Source organism: Streptomyces sp. NPDC086519 (assembly GCF_040686075.1).
Taxonomy (GTDB): Bacteria; Actinomycetota; Actinomycetes; order Streptomycetales; family Streptomycetaceae; genus Streptomyces; species Streptomyces shenzhenensis.
In genome coordinates, this window is the sequence record NZ_JBFBJL010000059.1 from 1 (window position 1) to 14,851 (window position 14,851).

The following is a 14,851-nucleotide window of genomic DNA, read 5'->3' on the forward strand; positions in this document are numbered from 1 at the left end:
GTGATGAGGGTGGTGGAGGTGGAGAGGATGAGCTTCTCCGTCCGCGCGGCGACGTAGCCGAGCATGGTGGTCGGCGACGACGGCACGAACGGCGGATTGTGGTGCTCACCGGTCGCAAAGACGTCCAGGCCGACCTCCTCGGCCTTCAGCGCGATCGCGACCATCGCCTTGATGCGTTCGCGTTCGGTCGGCGTCCGCCCCGTGGTGGGGTCCGGCGTGACGTCGCCGACGCTGAAGATCCCGAACTGCAAGGTTCCTCCGGTTATCAGATGATGGAGTGGTTCTCGAACGGTAGGTCTCCACCGCATGGCTGGGATGACTCTGTGCGCACGGGAAGTGGTCCCACGGCGTTCTTCCCTCCCGCCCCGGTCGTTCGGAGCGAAGGTTCTGAACCGCAAGCCGTGCTGTGCGGCACGAGAAGGCAGTCCTCGACGACTGGGTTGACTCACCCGCGGTGCGTCAAGGCGATGTCATCGCACAGCCGAGAGGCACCCCGGACGACGGCAGGTGATGTGCCGCAGCAGCGCGGCGACCGCCGGGGATGCCTCGCGAGGGGGCGTACCACCATGACCTTCCAGTTCGGTGCGTGCCGGTCGGACCGGTACTGGGGCAGATCGGGGAAGCGGTCCGCGATCGACTTGGGCATGATGCAGGCGCCCAGGCCGTTGCGGACCAGTCCGGCCGCCGGGACGACGTCGTTCACCTCTGACGTCGGGCTCCGGCCGATGCCTGCGGCCCGGAAGGCCCGGTCGACGAGCCGCCTTGCCGATGCCGTGAAACCGCCCGCGTCCGCCGCCGAGACGGCGAACTCCATCTGCCGCAGCTCCCTCATCCGCTCCGGTCGAGCAGCGCTCCGTCTGATGCGAAGGTGACGGTCTTCGGTCTTCGCGGCGTCGTATGCGGACGGCGGGGCGTCGTGCGGGTGTCGGCTCATGGGCCGCCTGGTCCCCGCTCACATGCGTCGGGGCGGCAGGCCGAGGCCGTTCTTCAGGCACGGACCAGTGGTGTGTCGACCAGATGCTCGGCCAGGAACCACGCCTGGCGTTCGCCGGTCCGGATCACCTGGGAGACCAGCAGGTCGATGGTGCCGTCGTCACCGCACTCGGCGGTCCGGGCGGTGGCGTCATGGGCGTCGATGAGGATGGTCTCGTGGGCCTCCAGCAGCCGTGACAGCATGGCCGGCACCTCCTCCACGCCGTCCGGGGGCCGCGGGATCGACGTGATCTCGGCGACGTGCCGGGGATCTCCCACCGCAACGCCGCCCAGGGACTGCACGCGTTCGGCGATGGTGTCGATGATGTCGAGCTGTTCGCCCGCGTGCTTGTCCAGGACCAGGTGGAGTTGGTAGAAGGTCGCGCCGCGCATCAGCCAGTGGTGCTTCTTGTAGAGGCCGTAGAGGATCTGCGTGTCCGCGAGGACCTTGTTCAGGCGTTGGCAGGAGTACATCCGCGCCTCGTAGGACAGGGCGACCGGGAACTGCTTGACGGTCCCGAACTCCTGGATCACCTCGCCTTTCTGGTGCAGCCAGGGCTGGCTGCCGTGCGGGGATGGCGAGTTGGTGGTCATGGGCCGCCTCCTGCGGTGCTGCGCTGTGCGTACCCCGGTGACGCTAGGTGCCCGGTTGGCGGGTGCCTTGACCGGCAGTGCATGCGGCGGTGCCCGCCAGCGCACGGTGCTCGGTGCTTGTCCCCGGCGTTCACTCTGGGGCGAGCCTCCGTGCGCTGGCGGACTCGGGCAGTTGTCCGGCCGCTCTAGCGTCAGCGGGACAGTCCCTGCCCGGAGAGCCGGTGGAACGAGGAGAGGCATGAACGCGAACGAGGCGGATGTGGTGGTCGTCGGGCTGGGGCCGGGTGGTGAGTATGTCGCGGGCACGCTGGCCGAAGCGGGTCTGGACGTGGTGGGGGTCGAGGCGGAACTCGTCGGAGGTGAGTGTCCGTACTGGGCGTGTGTGCCCAGCAAGATGATGATCCGGGCCGGGAACCTGCTCGCCGAGGCGGGCCGGGTCCCCGCTCTCGCCGGCGAGGTGGTCGTGACTCCGGACTGGACGAGGGTCGCCGGACGGATCCGCAACGAGGCCACCGACGACTGGAACGACCGGGTGGCCGCGGACCGTTTCGCGGCGAAGGGCGGTCGGCTCGTCCGGGGAACGGGTCGCCTCGCCGGGCCGCGCCGTGTGACGGTCGGTGACCGCACGTTCGAGGCTCGGCGCGGTGTCGTGCTGGCCACTGGTACCCGGCCCCGGATCCCACCGGTGCCGGGTCTGGAAGGAACGCCGTACTGGACCAACCGGGACGCGATGGGGGCCAAGGAACTGCCCGCGTCCATGGTCGTGCTCGGCGGGGGTGCCATCGGCGTCGAACTCGCCCAGGTCTTCGCCCGCTTCACGTGCGCGGTCACAGTGATCGAGGGGCAGGACCGGCTGCTGTCGCAGGAGGAGCCGGAAGCAGGGGAATTGGCCGCGCAGTTGCTGCGCGCGGACGGTGTCACCGTTCTCACGGGTGCCCGGGCGCGTCAGGTCAGCCATGACGGCACCGCGTTCACCGTCCGCCTCGAAGGCGACGAGCAACTGCTGAGCAGCGAACGGCTCCTGGTCGCCACCGGACGCCAGGCCGACCTGACTCCGCTGGCGGTCGACTCGGTGGGGCTCGATCCGACGGCGGGAACCGTGCCCACGGACGGGCAGATGCGGGCAGGGGAGGGGCTGTGGGCGGTCGGCGACATCACCGGCCGAGGTGCCTTCACCCATGTGTCGATGTACCAGGCGGAGATCGCCGTCCGGGACATCCTCGGCCGGCCCGGTCCCGACGCCGACTACCGGGCGCTTCCCCGGGTCACCTTCACCGATCCGGAGGTCGGTGCAGTAGGGCTGACGGAACGTCAGGCGCGCGAGCAGGGGCTGGTGGTGCGTACCAGCGTGGTGAGCATCGCTTCCTCCACGCGCGGCTGGATCCACGGGCCGGGCAACGAGGGGTTCATCAAGCTTGTCGAGGACACCGACCGGGGCGTGCTGGTCGGCGCGACCTCGGCGGGGCCGGTGGGCGGCGAGGTGTTGTACGGGCTGAACGTGGCCGTCCATGCCGAGGTACCCGTCGACCGCCTTCGGCACATGATCTACACCTATCCCACCTTTCACCGGACGATCGAGGCTGCCCTGGGAGCCCTCCGCTGAACCGCGCCCCTGCTTCCGGGAGACGTCATGTTCACCGGTACTCCGGCCGGTGTCGGTGTCGGTGTCGGTCTCGGCCGCTCGCCGCAGCGCTGACCTGGCCGCCGACGACGAACAGGTCAGCGTCATCCAGGGCATCGGCGAACTGCGTCAACGGTTCGTCGGCTGACCACGTACGAGCGAATCCCGACGTGAATCCGATCAAGCGCCCGCCTGCGCCGCGCGCCCCTGCAATCAGGGAAAGCACACGTATCGCCGAGCAGGAAGCAACAGAATGGAAGAGAAACACATGCCAAGAAGCCTGAAGGGTACGCGGATCGGCCTCCTGGCCGTCGCGACGACCCTCGCCATGACTGCCGCAGGCCCGGCGACCGCGGCCACCGACCCCGTATCGCACGTCCACTTCGTGTCGCATCTGAACATGGCCGAGGGACAGCGGCCGGAGAACATAACTCTGGAACCCGGCGGCGCCGCCGATGTCACCTTCGCCTTCAGCCGCCAGGTCGCCCGGGTCAGCCCCGATGGCCAGGTGCACGTCCTCGCAACCCTGCCGGCGCCCCCGGCCGGCGCCGACACCCCTGCTCTCTCCGCACCGTTCCTCGGCGGGATCGTCCGCGCACACGACGGAACCCTGTACTTCCTCTACGCCACCGGAAGCAGCGACCTGACCGGCCTGTGGCGCCTGCGCCCGGGCGGCACCCCGGAGCGCATCGCCGCGCTCCCCGCCGACAGCCTGCCCAACGGTCTTGCCCTCGACAAGCAGAGCGGCCTGCTGTACGCGGCCGACTCGGTCCTCGGCACGGTCTGGCGGGTTCCGGCCACCGGGGGCACGCCCGCCAAGTGGGCCACCGCACCCGAGCTGGCAGCCGCCGGCTTCCTGGGAGCCAACGGCCTCAAGGTCCACAAGGGTGCGGTCTGGGTGTCCAACCTGGACAAGGGCACCGTGCTGCGCATCCCGATCACCCGCCATGGCGCCGCCGGTCCCGTCGAGACCCGGGCCACCGGCCTGGTCAGCATCGACGACATCGTGTTCACCGGCGCGGGTGACACCCTGCTGGCCGCGATCAACGCGGACAGCGAGGTCGCCCTGGTCAGGCCGGACGGCAGCCACACCACGGTGCTGACCGCCGCCGACGGGCTGGAGAACCCGACGTCACTCGCCGTACGGGGCACCACGGCCTACATCGCCAGCGGCGCCTACGTCACCGACAACGACCCCAACCTCCTCGCCGCCCGGATCACTCCCGGCGAGTAGGCGGCCCTCGAAGCCGCCGAGGTCACCGAGGGGCACGTCGCTGGAGAGCCGGCTTCACGAAGAAGCACCGAGCGAGAGGACCATGTGATGGAGAAGCAGAACAGTGAGCCACAGGCGGCCGTACCGGCCGAGTTCGACCCCGACGCGTTCCTGGTCGTCCCGGCCAGGACGTTCGAGGACCTGCGTATCGGCGAGGTCTTCAGGGCCCCCAGCCGCACCCTGACGGACGCGCATGCCGCGGCCTTCCAGACGGTCTCCGCGGACAACCACCCGGTGCACTACGACGTCGAGTGGGCGCGCAAGCACGGACACTCCGCACCGGTGGTACACGGTCTCCAAGTGCTGGCTTTCACCGCACCGGGCGCCACCCTGTTCCCGCACTTCATCGGCGAGGTGTTCATCAGCTTCCTCGAAGTTTCCTGCACCTTCCTGGCCGAGGTGCACTCCGGGGACACCCTGTACCCGGCGCTCACCGTCACCGGCCTGGAGCCCCAGGGCGGCAACGGCGTCGTGGTCACAGCGGCCACCATCCACAACCAGCGCGGCCAACTCGTCCTGTCCGGGCAGCACAAGTACCTGCTACGGCGACAGTAACCCGTACAGAAGGGCCGAACGGCCCGGCGTTCCCGCGTGCGACAGCACCCGTCCCCCGGTAACGACCACGTCCCCCGGTAACGACCATGCGGGCCGTTACCGGGGGAATCGCATGACAGCCCATCCGGCAACACCGAAGAAGGCAGAACATGACGCACCGCAGAACTGTGCCCGCGGCACTCGCCTGCTGCGCCGCGCTGGCGGCCGCCCTGACCGGTTGTACGAGCACCGGGACGGGCAGTGCCGCAGGCGGCAGCCCGGCTCCGAGCAACTCCGGAAACCCGTCGTCGGCCACCGGCTCGGCGTCCGCCGGCGCTGGTACCGCCAGCCCGTCGGACGGACCGGCGCCGACCGCGTCCGCCGCTCAGGCGCCGACCAGATGCCACAGCTCCGAACTGCGGGCGTCCATCGGCCCGGACCACCCGGGAGCCGGGCAGGAGAACTTCGCCGTCATCTTGACCAATGGCTCCCACCGCACCTGCACGATGTACGGATTCCCGGGTGTGGCGTTCGTCAACAGTGCCGGCGGGGCTGTCACACCGGACCCCGAGCGGACCACGGGGCAGGAGCAACGGATCGTGACGCTTGCCCCCGGAGCGAGCGCGTGGTCGGCGCTGGTCTTCACCAATCCGTCGATCACCGGGGTCACCACCGTGACACCCGCGGCCGTACTCGTCACCCCGCCCGACGAGACGGAGCCGGTCAGAGTCCGCTGGACCGGCGGAAAGGTCTCCGACACGGGCAAGGCGTCGGTTCCTCAGGTGAGTCCCGTCCGGCCTGGCGACGGCAGCTGACTCCCACCCGGCCACCCCCCTGGGGTCGGCTGCGCCGTCAACTGCCGTTCGCCAGTGGGAAAGAGTGCCAGTCAGCGTGAGAAGACGTGCCACGGCCGAGGAACGTCACCGCAGAGGCCGACGGCGGGTGTTCGGGACTGACGGCGCGGATGGCCAGTGAGTGCGGCTTCGAAGTGCGGGGCGGTGGCCAGGCCGATCTCCCCGAGGACGAAGAGGACCACGCGGCCCGGGGTGTACAGGGTGGCCGCCCGAAGCGGCTGCGGCTGGAAACGTACGGCGGGTCCAGTCGGTCGGTCCGCGCTCAGAGCGTGTCCGAGCCGGTGACGGTGATGGTCCGCTGCCGTTCGGTCATGCCGCCCCAGACCCCGAAGCGCTGGTGGGTCCTCTGCGCGAAGGCGGCGCACTGGTCGAGCACAGGGCAGGACCGGCAGACACCGAGGGCCCGCTGCTCGCGGTGGCGCCGGGCGCGGCCACGTTCGCCGGTGGGCGAGAAGAACACGGTCGAAGCCATGCCTCGGCAGGCCGCGTCGGCCTGCCACTGCCAGGCATCCAGAAGGGGGACAAGGCCACGGGTTCTCATGGGCAACTTCATTGCTCGGGGACGACGGGGCGTTGTGGAGGGCCCGAGGTGTGGCGGGCGGGGTGGAGAAAGCTGATCCGCTCGCGGCACATGTGTGAATCCTCGGGCGTTTCGGGGCCGGGGGCCGGTACGGGTGCCCCGACCCCGAGACGTGGGAACAGCTCTGGGGGCGACGCCTGCGGCGGCTGCGGCACAGGCCGGAGGCGACCCGTGTCAGGAGCGGTCGGCCGCTCGGGCGGCGTCGAGGATGACGTCGGTCACCACATCGGGCCGGGTGATCAGTGACAGGTGGCCGGCGTTGACCTCGGTGATGTGAGCGCCCGCGCGGGTGGCCATGGCCAGCTGCTCGGCCGGCGGGATGACGTGGTCGGCGGTGCCGACCACGGCCCAGGAGGGGATGGTCTGCCAGGCGGGCGTACCGGACGGTTCGGATCCGGCGCTGACGGCGAAGGGGCGCTGGCCGGCCGCCAGGAGCTTGGCCTGGGCGCTGGGGACGCCGTTGGCGAAGCAGTCCGCGAATCCCTTGTAGGCACCGTTGGACGCGGTCTTGAGGTAGGCGTCGTAATCGCCCTCGGGCGAGCCCGGGTAGGGCACCAGGTTCAGGAACGTCGACGGGTCGGCGGTGACGCACGAACCGGGCTGGGCGGCGTTGATCTGGAATACGGTCTCGCCCTGGGCCGGGATGTAGGCGTCGTCGTAGACCAGGGCCTTGACGTCGGGATTGCCTGCGGCGGCGTTGGTGATGACCATGCCGCCGTAGGAGTGGCCCACCAGGACGACCGGGCCCTGGATGGTGGCCAGGTAGTTCTTCAGGGTCTGCGCGTCGTAGTCGACGCCGCGTAGCGGATTGGGCGGGGCGACGACGGTGTAGCCGTCGTGCTGGAGGCGGCTGATCACCGGGTTCCAGCTCGACGCGTCCGCCCACGCGCCGTGTACGAGCACGATCGTCGGCTTGGTGACGCCGTCCTCCGCGGTGGTGGTGGCCTGCGCGACAACCTGGGTTGTCGGCATCAGCACCCCGGCGGCGGCCAGGGCGCATGCGGCGGCCAGCACGCGGGATTTACGCAGTCGTGTTCCTCGGAATCGCATGATGGCGGGTCCTTTCCGTGGCCCTGTCATGGGCCATGTGAGTGGGCTCACCGAGCGCCGTGCGGCTTCGGTGCGGTACGGGATCGGGCATGGCCAGGACGGTGGGAAACGGTCCGGCATGTCCTGGGGAGGCCGCTGCCGGGCAGCCCGCTCCCCGCGGTGGTGGCGGCTTCACGCGGATGCGGCCAGTTGTACGGGTACGGCGGCCGGCGCCTGTCGGCGGACGGACCGCGGCCGGAGCAGTGGGTGCGGCGGCTGTCGTCGGCAGCACGGTGCGAGGGTGGCTCAGTCTCCGGTGACGAGCGTGGGAGCGCGAAGGGACTACCGGGCGTCGCTGAAACGGAAGGCATTGGTGCCGCCGCCCATGGTCAGCCGAAGCGTTCGGTGCGGATCGCGGCCGGGTCCCACCGCATGTCGATCAGCAGATTGCTTACGGATTCGACGAAGCCGGTGGGTCCGCAGACGTAAACGGGGCTGTCCGGCTGGAGCTGTGCCGCCTGCTTCTCCAGGTCGCCCCGGGTGACGCGGCCGGGCCTGCGCGTGCTGCCCGGCAGCGCCCGCCGGGTGTACACGATGCGGACGTCGAGCTGCGGGTCCCGGTCGGCCAGGTGGTCGCGGTACCAGACGTCGTCGGGGGTGCGCGCGGAGTACAGCAGGTGGAAAGGGCTGCGCGTCCCTGTCCCGCTGCGTGCGCGGATCATTGCTGCCAGCGGGACGACGCCGGAGCCGCCGGCCACCAGCAGCACCGGCTCGGTCTGTTCGGGCCGCCAGACGAACCAGTTGCCGAGCGGCCCGCGCAGCTCCACGTCGGCGCCCGGCGGCAGGTCGTGAGCCAGGTAAGGGGAGACCTCACCGTCGGGCACGGCTTGCACGCCCAGCTCGACGCGGTCGCCGTCGGCGGGTGCGGCCAGGGAGTAACTGCGCACCGTCTGGTAGCCGTCGTCGGCGGTGAGCCGCACGTCGACGTGCTGGCCGGGCAGGTGGCCGGGCCAGCCTGGAACAGTGAAGACCAGGGAACGGGCCGTAGCGGTCTGGGGGCGGCGCTCGACGAGGCGCGCGGTGCGCCAGGCGATACCCATGGTCAGTCGCCCCAGTTGCGCTGCTCGCGCCACGGGTCGCCGTAGTTGTGGTACCCGACGGACTCCCAGAAGCCTGGCTCGTCTTCGAGCGTGAGCTCAAGTCCGCGCACCCATTTGGCCGACTTCCAGAAGTACAGATGCGGCACGAGCAGCCGGGCGGGTCCGCCGTGCTCGGGTGAGAGCGGGTTGCCGTCGTACGTGTGGGCAATCCAGGCCTTGCCGTCGAGGAGGTCATCGAGCGGCATGTTGGTGGTGTAGCCGCCATGGCTGTGGACGACGACGTGGTCCGCGGCCGTCTCGACGTCATCGAAGAAGGCATGGACGGGGACGCCGCGCCAGCGCGTGTCGAATTTGGACCACCGGGTGACGCAATGAATGTCGGTCACCGTCTCCTGCTGGGGAAGAGCCATCATCTCGTCCCAGGTCCAGCGGTGCGTGCGTCCCTGCTCCGTGGTCACCGTGAAGGCCCAGGTGTCCATGGGAATGCGGGGCGTGGGGCCCGCCGACAGCACGGGAAACTGCTCCGTCGGGTACTGGCCGGGAGGCAGGCGGTGCGCCAGGGGACGGGCGCGCCCGCGAAAGCCAGGTGAGAAGGAGTTCATACGTCGTCTCCAGAATTCGTGGGGGCGCCAAGAGCCGGATGCGGTTGTCGCCTGCGTGCCCGTCGCGATCCGCAACCGGTGCAGCGCAGGAGGACTTGAACGGGGCCGCTCGGACGCGGTACGGGGGAGTCCGTCCACGCGGCTGCCTGTTCCGCCTGGTCAGCTCGTGGCGCGTACCGCGTCCAGGATCAGGTCGGCGACCTCCTTCGGCTGGGACACGGCGACCGCGTGCGATGCACCGTCGATCTCGACGACGGTCGCCCCGGCGCGCTTCGCGCCGAAACGCTCGACCTCGGGGTTGATCGCGTGGTCGGCCCCGGCCACGAGCGCCCAGGAGGGCTTGGTCTTCCACGCGGCCGCGGCGGCCGTCTCCGTGAAGGCCCCGGCGGCGAGCGGACGCTGCGCCACCGCCAGGATCTTGGTGACGGGAGCGGGGACGTCGGCGGCGAAGACGTCCGGGAAGGCCTCGGGCGTGATGCTGACCTCGACCGCGGGATCCGCGCCCTCGACGGGGTACGTCGCCTGCCGCAGGTTGCTGACCAGCGGGCTGTCGGGGAACCGGCCCTGCAGTTCGCCGAGGCTCTCGCCTTCCTCGAGGACGTAGGCCGCTATGTAGACCAGACCGACGACGTTCTCGGTGGTGCCGGCCACGGTGATGAGCGCACCGCCGTAGGAGTGGCCGACCAGGATGACGGGGCCGTCGATCTGGGCGGCCACGGAGGCGATGTACGCGGCGTCGGAAGCCAGTCCGCGCAGCGGGTTGGGCGGGGCCACGACGGCAATACCGCGGCTCTGCAACTCGGCGATGACCCCGGACCAGCTGGCCGCGTCTGCGAAGGCGCCGTGGACGAGAACGACGGTGGGGGTGGAGGTAGTCATGTCAGGGTTCTCTCTTCGGGGTCAGGCGGTGTGAAGGGCGGTGCGCAGGGTGCCGGTGGCCAGCGTGATGGCGGCCTAGGCGGCGTGGGTCTCGCACAGGGCGTTGAGCATCACGAAGTCGTGGAACAGCACCTGCCGGAGCAGCGGGACACCGCCGCGCTCCTTCGCAGTCAGGCTCAGCGCGGCGGTCTCACGACGCGTGCCGGACAGTGCCCGTGGGGCCGCCGGACACCGTGATCCGCTCCTCGTCGATCACCGGCTTCTCGATCTCGCCGGACTGGACCTCGTCGACCGCCTTGCGGCCGTCCGACGGGGCAAGGCCGAACAGGTACGGCGGATGGGCGCTCACCTCGGCGAACGCGGCTGCCGCGGGCTCCAGCACTGGCTGAACCAGTGTGACGGCGTCGGACATGCGGATCTCCCGAGTTCATGTGGTGCGCCGGCCTCTCCGGCGAGGTGAGGCGACTCCGGGCAGGCACGGAGATCTGCGGAGTCGTCGATCGCCACGATAAAGCCGCGCTGGCGGCGGAAATTATCCACGAGCGCACGGGATTTGATCCGACAGTGCACGGAGAGGCAGTGCACTGTCGGAACGCATCCAGTGCACTGCCGGGATACACGGACGCTTTGGTTCGAAATAGCGTCGCGGTGAATGGTCCGCGGGTCGCCGGGGTCTGGGCCTGTGCATCGCGCAGAAATCGCACCCGGAATTCGGATGGGTTCAGCTCGGGCGCAGCAATGCGCATCCGCGGTTCCCGCCCGCCCGCCGCTGTCGCCCACTTGGAAGTCGATCCGATGAAATCGACGCCGTTCATCCCGCAGGAGGTTGTCGAAAGGTGTCCACGATGCCGGTCGGTGGGCTGGTTCCCCGCGCCACCGACAACGCCGCGGACCTGGTCGTCCGCAATGCGAAGGTCCACACCGGAGACACGGTCCGCCCACAGGCCGAGGCGATCGCCATCCGCGACGGCGTCATCACGGTCGTCGGCGGCGACAACGACGTCGCCTCCCATGTCGGCCCGGGCACCAAGGTGGTCGACGCCCTCGGCCGCCGGATGGTTCCTGGCCTCAACGACGCGCACCTGCATGTGATCCGAGGCGGGCTCAACTATGTACTGGAGTTGCGCTGGGACGGCGTCCCCACACTGCGCCAGGGCCTTGCGATGCTGCGTGAGCAGGCCGCCCGCACCCCCAAGGGCCAGTGGGTAAGAGTGGTGGGCGGATGGTCGGCCGAGCAGTTCGCCGAACGGCGGCTGCCGACCGCCGCCGAGCTCAACGCCGCCGCGCCGGACACCCCGGTGTTCGTTTTGCACCTGTACCAGTCGGCGGTGCTCAACAGGGCGGCACTCAAGGCCGCCGGATTCACCCGGGACACCCCCGACCCCAGGGGCGGCCAGATCGTACGAGGCCGGGACGGTGAGCCGACAGGCATGCTGCTGGCCGCCCCCAGCGCCCTCATCCTCTACTCGACCCTGGCCAAGGCTCCCGTGCTGGGGGGCGAGGACAAGAAGACCTCCACCCGTCACTTCCTACGGGAACTGAACAGGTTCGGACTCACGTCGGCGATCGACGCGGCCGGAGGGTTCCAGAACTTCCCGGACAATTACAGCACGGTGGTCGAACTGGCGAAGGCTGGTCAACTGTCGCTGCGCATCGCCTATCATCTCTTCCCGCAGACCGCCGGTCAGGAAATCGACGATCTCACCCGGTGGATCGAGATGGCCCGACCCGAAGACGGGGACGAATGGCTGCGCCTCAACGGCGCCGGCGAGAACCTCACCTGGGCGGCGGCGGATTTCGAGAACTTCGCCCAGCCTCGCCCGGAACACGCCGACTACGAGGCGGAATTCGAGAAGGCCGTACGTCTGCTCATGGAGAACGGCTGGGGCTTCCGGCTGCACGCCACCTACGACGAGACCATCCGCCGGGACCTGGCGGTGTTCGAGAAGCTTGCCGCGGAAGGGCTCTTCCCGGCCGGCAACCGGTGGCTGTTCGACCATGCGGAGACCGTCTCCGCGGACAGCCTGGACCGCATCGCCGCCCTCGGCGGCGCCATGTCCGTGCAGAACCGGCTGTCCTTCCAGGGCGAGGCGTTCGTACGCCGCTACGGCCCCGGTGCCGCCGCGGACGCCCCACCGATCCGGGCCATGCTGGAGCGCGGCCTGACCGTCGGCGCCGGCACCGACGCCACCCGCGTCTCCACCTACAACCCGTGGGTCGCCCTGCACTGGCTCATCACCGGCCGCACCGTCGGAGACCTTGTCGTCCGCCCGCCGCACAACCGGGTCGACCGCCGGACCGCGCTGGCGATGTTCACCGAGGCGGGTGCCGCGCTGACCGGCGAGCAGGGTGTCAAGGGGGTCCTGCGCCCGGGCTTCCTCGGCGATCTCGCGGTCCTGTCCGAGGACTACTTCACCGTGCCCGAGCCGGACATCCCGCACATCGAGTCTCTGCTGACGGTCGTCGGTGGCCGGATCGTCCACGCCACCGCCGAATACGAGGGTTTGGACGAGGAACTGCCTCCGGTCAGCCCCGAGTGGAGCCCCGTGGCGCACTTCGGCGGCTACCAGGGCACGCCCGACACGGGCCTGTCGGGCACCCGCCAGGCCGAACTGCTCGGCCAGGCCGTCGCCGAGTCGGAGCAGCACCGCCAGTGGCGCGCGCGTCGCGGCCTCACCCCCGAAACCGCGAGCGCGTTCTTCGACCCCTGCTTCTCCCTCTGATCTCCCGGGAGGGGCCCGGTCACGAGCCGTCCCTCCCGGGAGACCACCCCAACTCGCGCTGTCCATCGGGTGGTTGCTCTCACCAGCGGGCAACCGTCGCGATCACCACACACCTGGAAAGGCCCTCTTATGGTCAACATCTCCGATGTCACCGCGGCCCCGAGCCCCGACCTGCTGACGCCGGACAACTGCGCGGTGCTGTTCGTGGACCATCAGCCGCAGATGTTCTTCGGTACCGGCAGCGGTGACCGCACCGCGATCATCAACTCCACCATCGGCCTGGCGAAGGCCGCCAAGGCGTTCGACGTGCCGGTCGTGCTGAGCACCGTGGCGGCCGAATCCTTCTCCGGACCGATCATGCCCCAGCTGCCCGCCGTCTTCCCCGACCAGAAGATCATCGACCGCACCACGATGAACGCGTGGGAGGACGTCAACTTCGTCGAGGCGGTCAAGGCGACCGGCCGCGAGAAGCTCGTCATCGCGGGCCTGTGGACCGAGGTCTGCGTCGTCCTGCCCGCGCTCTCCGCCCTCGCACAGGGCTACGAGGTCTACGTGGTCACCGACGCGTCCGGCGGGGTCAGCCCGCAGGCCCACGAACACGCCATCCAGCGCATGGTCCAGGGCGGCGCGGTTCCGGTGACCTGGGTGCAGGTGCTCCTGGAGCTCCAGCGTGACTGGGCCCGCACCGAGACGTATGCCGCCGTGGGCGACGTGGTCAAGGAGCACGGCGGCGCCTACGGCCTCGGGATGGTCTACGCGCAGGCCGTCATCGGCGCCCACGCCGCCGGCTGATCTCCGCACCGGAAGAGGAATGTCAGGAGCAGGCGGGAACACGATGGACGCTGGACTGTTGGTCCTTCGGCTGGTGGTGGGGTTGCTGATCGTCGGGCACGGGGTGCAGAAGGTGAGCTTCCGGCTCGGCGGCAACGGGTTGGCGGGCGGGACCGAGGAGTTCCGCCGGGACGGCTTCCGCGGCGGTCGGCTGACCGCGAGCGTCGCGGGCGCCAGCCAGATCGGTGCCGGCCTGTTCCTGACCGCCGGACTGCTCACGCCCATGGCCGCGATGGCGGCCATGGGCGTGATGACGGTCGCGGGCACCGTGAAGTGGTCCAAGGGCCTGTGGGTGCAGAACGACGGCTACGAATACCCGACGGTCCTTGTCGTCGTCTCCGCGGCGCTGGCCCTCACCGGACCCGGCCGGTGGTCCCTCGACCAGGCGCTGGGCGTCACGCCCTGGCCGCTGTGGATCGTCCTCCCCGCGATCGTGGCCGGCCCGGTGAGCGGGCTGCTCACCCGCGTCGTGTTGCACCGCCCGCCCGCCGCAACGGAAAGGAAGCAGTATGCACAGGCTGCTGAATGACGTGGTACGCACGCTCGTACCGCCCAGACAGGACCGCCACGGCCCGCTGCCTCCCCTGATGCTGATGCTGACGGTGGTCACCGGCCTGGTCGACGCCGTGAGCTACCTGGACCTCGGGCACGTCTTCGTCGCCAACATGACCGGCAATGTGGTGTTCCTGGGGTTCGCTCTGGTGGGAGCCGCGAACCTGTCCGTTCTCGCCTCCGTCGTCGCCCTGGCCGCCTTCCTCGCCGGCGCGCTCGCCGGGGGCAGACTCGGCACGTGGTTCGCGACGCACCGTGGGAAACTGCTGAAGACGGCCACCGCTGTGCAGACGTTTCTGGTCGCCGTGACCGTGGCTGCCGCCGCGGTCACCGACGGCCGGGTCACCACCGGTGTCCAGTACACGCTGATCGTGTTCCTCGGGCTCGGCATGGGCCTGCAGAACGCGGTGGCCCGGCGCCTCGGCGTCCCGGACCTCACCACGACCGTACTGACCCTGACCCTGACGGGGCTGGCCGCGGACTCCACCCCGGCCGGCGGCGAGGCGCCACGCCCGGGCCGCCGGATCCTGTCCGTGCTGGCCATGTTCCTCGGCGCCTTGGCCGGAGCTCAGCTGGTTCTGCACGGCCACCTCGTGCTCACCCTGAGCCTGGCCCTGATGCTCCTCGCGGTCATCTCCGTGACCACCCACCGTCTCTCGGCGGCCGACCCGGCCTGGACCCGGTCGGCGTCCTGAGACGGACCATGC

17 protein-coding genes are annotated in these 14,851 nt (G+C 70.0%); 8 read left to right on the forward strand and 9 right to left on the reverse strand.

Annotated elements, in window-relative coordinates:
- The 3 genes from AB0P24_RS37370 to AB0P24_RS37380 all read right to left on the reverse strand — a co-directional run.
- Nucleotides 1-251: LLM class flavin-dependent oxidoreductase (locus AB0P24_RS37370; RefSeq protein ID WP_365801991.1), on the reverse strand; the 251-nt coding region annotated here is incomplete at its 3' end.
- A gap of 194 nt (nucleotides 252-445) precedes the next feature.
- Complete coding sequence (locus AB0P24_RS37375; RefSeq protein WP_365801993.1) at nucleotides 446-814, reverse strand: LysR substrate-binding domain-containing protein; 369 nt, start codon at nucleotides 812-814, stop codon at nucleotides 446-448.
- A 173-nt stretch (nucleotides 815-987) separates the two neighbouring features.
- The gene (locus tag AB0P24_RS37380) at nucleotides 988-1,566 is read right to left on the reverse strand and encodes a DNA starvation/stationary phase protection protein (RefSeq protein ID WP_316784728.1); all 579 of its coding nucleotides are present in this window, start codon (nucleotides 1,564-1,566) and stop codon (nucleotides 988-990) included.
- A 238-nt stretch (nucleotides 1,567-1,804) separates the two neighbouring features.
- Between AB0P24_RS37380 and AB0P24_RS37385 the strand changes: the two genes are divergently transcribed.
- The 4 genes from AB0P24_RS37385 (at nucleotide 1,805) to AB0P24_RS37400 (ending at nucleotide 5,809) form a co-directional block, all read left to right on the forward strand.
- Nucleotides 1,805-3,169 (forward strand): NAD(P)/FAD-dependent oxidoreductase, encoded by a 1,365-nt coding sequence (locus AB0P24_RS37385; RefSeq protein ID WP_365801995.1) that lies wholly within the window; start codon nucleotides 1,805-1,807, stop codon nucleotides 3,167-3,169.
- Between the two features lie 286 nt (nucleotides 3,170-3,455).
- Nucleotides 3,456-4,421: a hypothetical protein gene (locus tag AB0P24_RS37390; protein ID WP_365801997.1), complete on the forward strand. Its 966-nt coding sequence runs from the start codon at nucleotides 3,456-3,458 to the stop codon at nucleotides 4,419-4,421.
- An 87-nt stretch (nucleotides 4,422-4,508) separates the two neighbouring features.
- On the forward strand, nucleotides 4,509-5,015 hold the full coding sequence (locus tag AB0P24_RS37395; RefSeq protein ID WP_365801999.1) for a MaoC family dehydratase: 507 nt from the start codon (nucleotides 4,509-4,511) through the stop codon (nucleotides 5,013-5,015).
- Nucleotides 5,016-5,164: 149 nt separating this feature from the next.
- Nucleotides 5,165-5,809: a DUF4232 domain-containing protein gene (locus tag AB0P24_RS37400; RefSeq protein ID WP_365802001.1), complete on the forward strand. Its 645-nt coding sequence runs from the start codon at nucleotides 5,165-5,167 to the stop codon at nucleotides 5,807-5,809.
- A gap of 301 nt (nucleotides 5,810-6,110) precedes the next feature.
- Here the strand turns inward: AB0P24_RS37400 and AB0P24_RS37405 are convergent, their stop codons facing one another.
- From AB0P24_RS37405 to AB0P24_RS37430, 6 genes are all read right to left on the reverse strand, one after another.
- A complete protein-coding gene (locus tag AB0P24_RS37405) occupies nucleotides 6,111-6,389 on the reverse strand; it encodes a WhiB family transcriptional regulator (protein ID WP_365802003.1) in 279 nt (92 codons plus the stop codon).
- A gap of 213 nt (nucleotides 6,390-6,602) precedes the next feature.
- Entirely contained in the window at nucleotides 6,603-7,478 is an 876-nt protein-coding gene (locus AB0P24_RS37410) for an alpha/beta hydrolase (protein ID WP_365802005.1), read from the reverse strand.
- Nucleotides 7,479-7,846: 368 nt separating this feature from the next.
- Nucleotides 7,847-8,557: a ferredoxin reductase gene (locus AB0P24_RS37415; protein WP_365802007.1), complete on the reverse strand. Its 711-nt coding sequence runs from the start codon at nucleotides 8,555-8,557 to the stop codon at nucleotides 7,847-7,849.
- 2 nt (nucleotides 8,558-8,559) lie between these two features.
- A complete protein-coding gene (locus tag AB0P24_RS37420; protein WP_365802009.1) occupies nucleotides 8,560-9,159 on the reverse strand; it encodes a sulfite oxidase-like oxidoreductase in 600 nt (199 codons plus the stop codon).
- Between the two features lie 159 nt (nucleotides 9,160-9,318).
- Nucleotides 9,319-10,038, reverse strand: coding sequence for an alpha/beta hydrolase (locus tag AB0P24_RS37425; RefSeq protein WP_365802011.1), 720 nt, complete (start codon nucleotides 10,036-10,038; stop codon nucleotides 9,319-9,321).
- Between the two features lie 190 nt (nucleotides 10,039-10,228).
- Complete coding sequence (locus tag AB0P24_RS37430) at nucleotides 10,229-10,450, reverse strand: hypothetical protein (protein ID WP_365802013.1); 222 nt, start codon at nucleotides 10,448-10,450, stop codon at nucleotides 10,229-10,231.
- A 433-nt stretch (nucleotides 10,451-10,883) separates the two neighbouring features.
- Here AB0P24_RS37430 and AB0P24_RS37435 point away from each other — a divergent pair, with 433 nt between their 5' ends.
- The 4 genes from AB0P24_RS37435 (at nucleotide 10,884) to AB0P24_RS37450 (ending at nucleotide 14,839) form a co-directional block, all read left to right on the forward strand.
- Nucleotides 10,884-12,761 (forward strand): amidohydrolase, encoded by a 1,878-nt coding sequence (locus AB0P24_RS37435; protein ID WP_365802081.1) that lies wholly within the window; start codon nucleotides 10,884-10,886, stop codon nucleotides 12,759-12,761.
- 129 nt (nucleotides 12,762-12,890) lie between these two features.
- Complete coding sequence (locus AB0P24_RS37440; RefSeq protein WP_365802015.1) at nucleotides 12,891-13,553, forward strand: hydrolase; 663 nt, start codon at nucleotides 12,891-12,893, stop codon at nucleotides 13,551-13,553.
- Nucleotides 13,554-13,596: 43 nt separating this feature from the next.
- Nucleotides 13,597-14,121: a DoxX family protein gene (locus AB0P24_RS37445; RefSeq protein ID WP_365802016.1), complete on the forward strand. Its 525-nt coding sequence runs from the start codon at nucleotides 13,597-13,599 to the stop codon at nucleotides 14,119-14,121.
- A complete protein-coding gene (locus tag AB0P24_RS37450) occupies nucleotides 14,102-14,839 on the forward strand; it encodes a YoaK family protein (RefSeq protein WP_365802017.1) in 738 nt (245 codons plus the stop codon). Before AB0P24_RS37445 ends, AB0P24_RS37450 begins: the two co-directional genes overlap by 20 nt.
- Nucleotides 14,840-14,851 lie beyond the last annotated feature (12 nt).

Excerpts from the sequence above, each read along its gene's own strand:
- AB0P24_RS37450 (WP_365802017.1), top strand. The coding sequence starts at position 14,102 with ATGCACAGGCTGCTGAATGACGTGGTACGCACGCTCGTACCGCCCAGA.
- AB0P24_RS37430 (WP_365802013.1), bottom strand. The coding sequence starts at position 10,450 with ATGTCCGACGCCGTCACACTGGTTCAGCCAGTGCTGGAGCCCGCGGCA.
- AB0P24_RS37390 (WP_365801997.1), top strand. The coding sequence starts at position 3,456 with ATGCCAAGAAGCCTGAAGGGTACGCGGATCGGCCTCCTGGCCGTCGCG.
- AB0P24_RS37425 (WP_365802011.1), bottom strand. The coding sequence starts at position 10,038 with ATGACTACCTCCACCCCCACCGTCGTTCTCGTCCACGGCGCCTTCGCA.
- AB0P24_RS37400 (WP_365802001.1), top strand. The coding sequence starts at position 5,165 with ATGACGCACCGCAGAACTGTGCCCGCGGCACTCGCCTGCTGCGCCGCG.
- AB0P24_RS37385 (WP_365801995.1), top strand. The coding sequence starts at position 1,805 with ATGAACGCGAACGAGGCGGATGTGGTGGTCGTCGGGCTGGGGCCGGGT.
- AB0P24_RS37375 (WP_365801993.1), bottom strand. The coding sequence starts at position 814 with ATGGAGTTCGCCGTCTCGGCGGCGGACGCGGGCGGTTTCACGGCATCG.
- AB0P24_RS37445 (WP_365802016.1), top strand. The coding sequence starts at position 13,597 with ATGGACGCTGGACTGTTGGTCCTTCGGCTGGTGGTGGGGTTGCTGATC.
- AB0P24_RS37435 (WP_365802081.1), top strand. The coding sequence starts at position 10,884 with ATGCCGGTCGGTGGGCTGGTTCCCCGCGCCACCGACAACGCCGCGGAC.
- AB0P24_RS37410 (WP_365802005.1), bottom strand. The coding sequence starts at position 7,478 with ATGCGATTCCGAGGAACACGACTGCGTAAATCCCGCGTGCTGGCCGCC.
- AB0P24_RS37440 (WP_365802015.1), top strand. The coding sequence starts at position 12,891 with ATGGTCAACATCTCCGATGTCACCGCGGCCCCGAGCCCCGACCTGCTG.
- AB0P24_RS37395 (WP_365801999.1), top strand. The coding sequence starts at position 4,509 with ATGGAGAAGCAGAACAGTGAGCCACAGGCGGCCGTACCGGCCGAGTTC.
- AB0P24_RS37415 (WP_365802007.1), bottom strand. The coding sequence starts at position 8,557 with ATGGGTATCGCCTGGCGCACCGCGCGCCTCGTCGAGCGCCGCCCCCAG.
- AB0P24_RS37380 (WP_316784728.1), bottom strand. The coding sequence starts at position 1,566 with ATGACCACCAACTCGCCATCCCCGCACGGCAGCCAGCCCTGGCTGCAC.
- AB0P24_RS37420 (WP_365802009.1), bottom strand. The coding sequence starts at position 9,159 with ATGAACTCCTTCTCACCTGGCTTTCGCGGGCGCGCCCGTCCCCTGGCG.
- AB0P24_RS37405 (WP_365802003.1), bottom strand. The coding sequence starts at position 6,389 with ATGAGAACCCGTGGCCTTGTCCCCCTTCTGGATGCCTGGCAGTGGCAG.